Origin of the sequence: Paraburkholderia sp. SIMBA_053 (assembly GCF_046534895.1) — a bacterium.
GTDB classification, from domain to species: Bacteria; Pseudomonadota; Gammaproteobacteria; order Burkholderiales; family Burkholderiaceae; genus Paraburkholderia; species Paraburkholderia caledonica.
On sequence record NZ_JAWRXU010001068.1, the window covers coordinates 1 to 257 of the forward strand.

Below are 257 nucleotides of genomic sequence, written 5' to 3' on the forward strand. Positions count from 1 at the left end.
GCAAGGCGATGCTGCCCGTCGTCGAGAAGCACAACCGGCTTCTGATCTATTCGCAGCAGTACGAGGGCTTCGAATACTCGGACAACATCATCTACAGCGGTGCGTCGCCGAATCAGAATGGCGTGCAACTCGCCGATTTCATGACCCAGACGTTCGGTGCGCGCGTCTACTTCGTCGGGTCGCGCTACGTCTATCCGTACGAATGCAACCGGACCATGCAGGAGCTGCTGCTTCAGCATCCCGAAGGCGCCATACTC

1 protein-coding gene is annotated in these 257 nt (G+C 58.4%); it reads left to right on the top strand.

The window, feature by feature from the left end; genetic code table 11:
- Positions 1–257 (top strand): transporter substrate-binding protein (locus tag SB753_RS38905; RefSeq protein ID WP_410805395.1); only part of this gene is annotated, 257 nt, incomplete at both ends.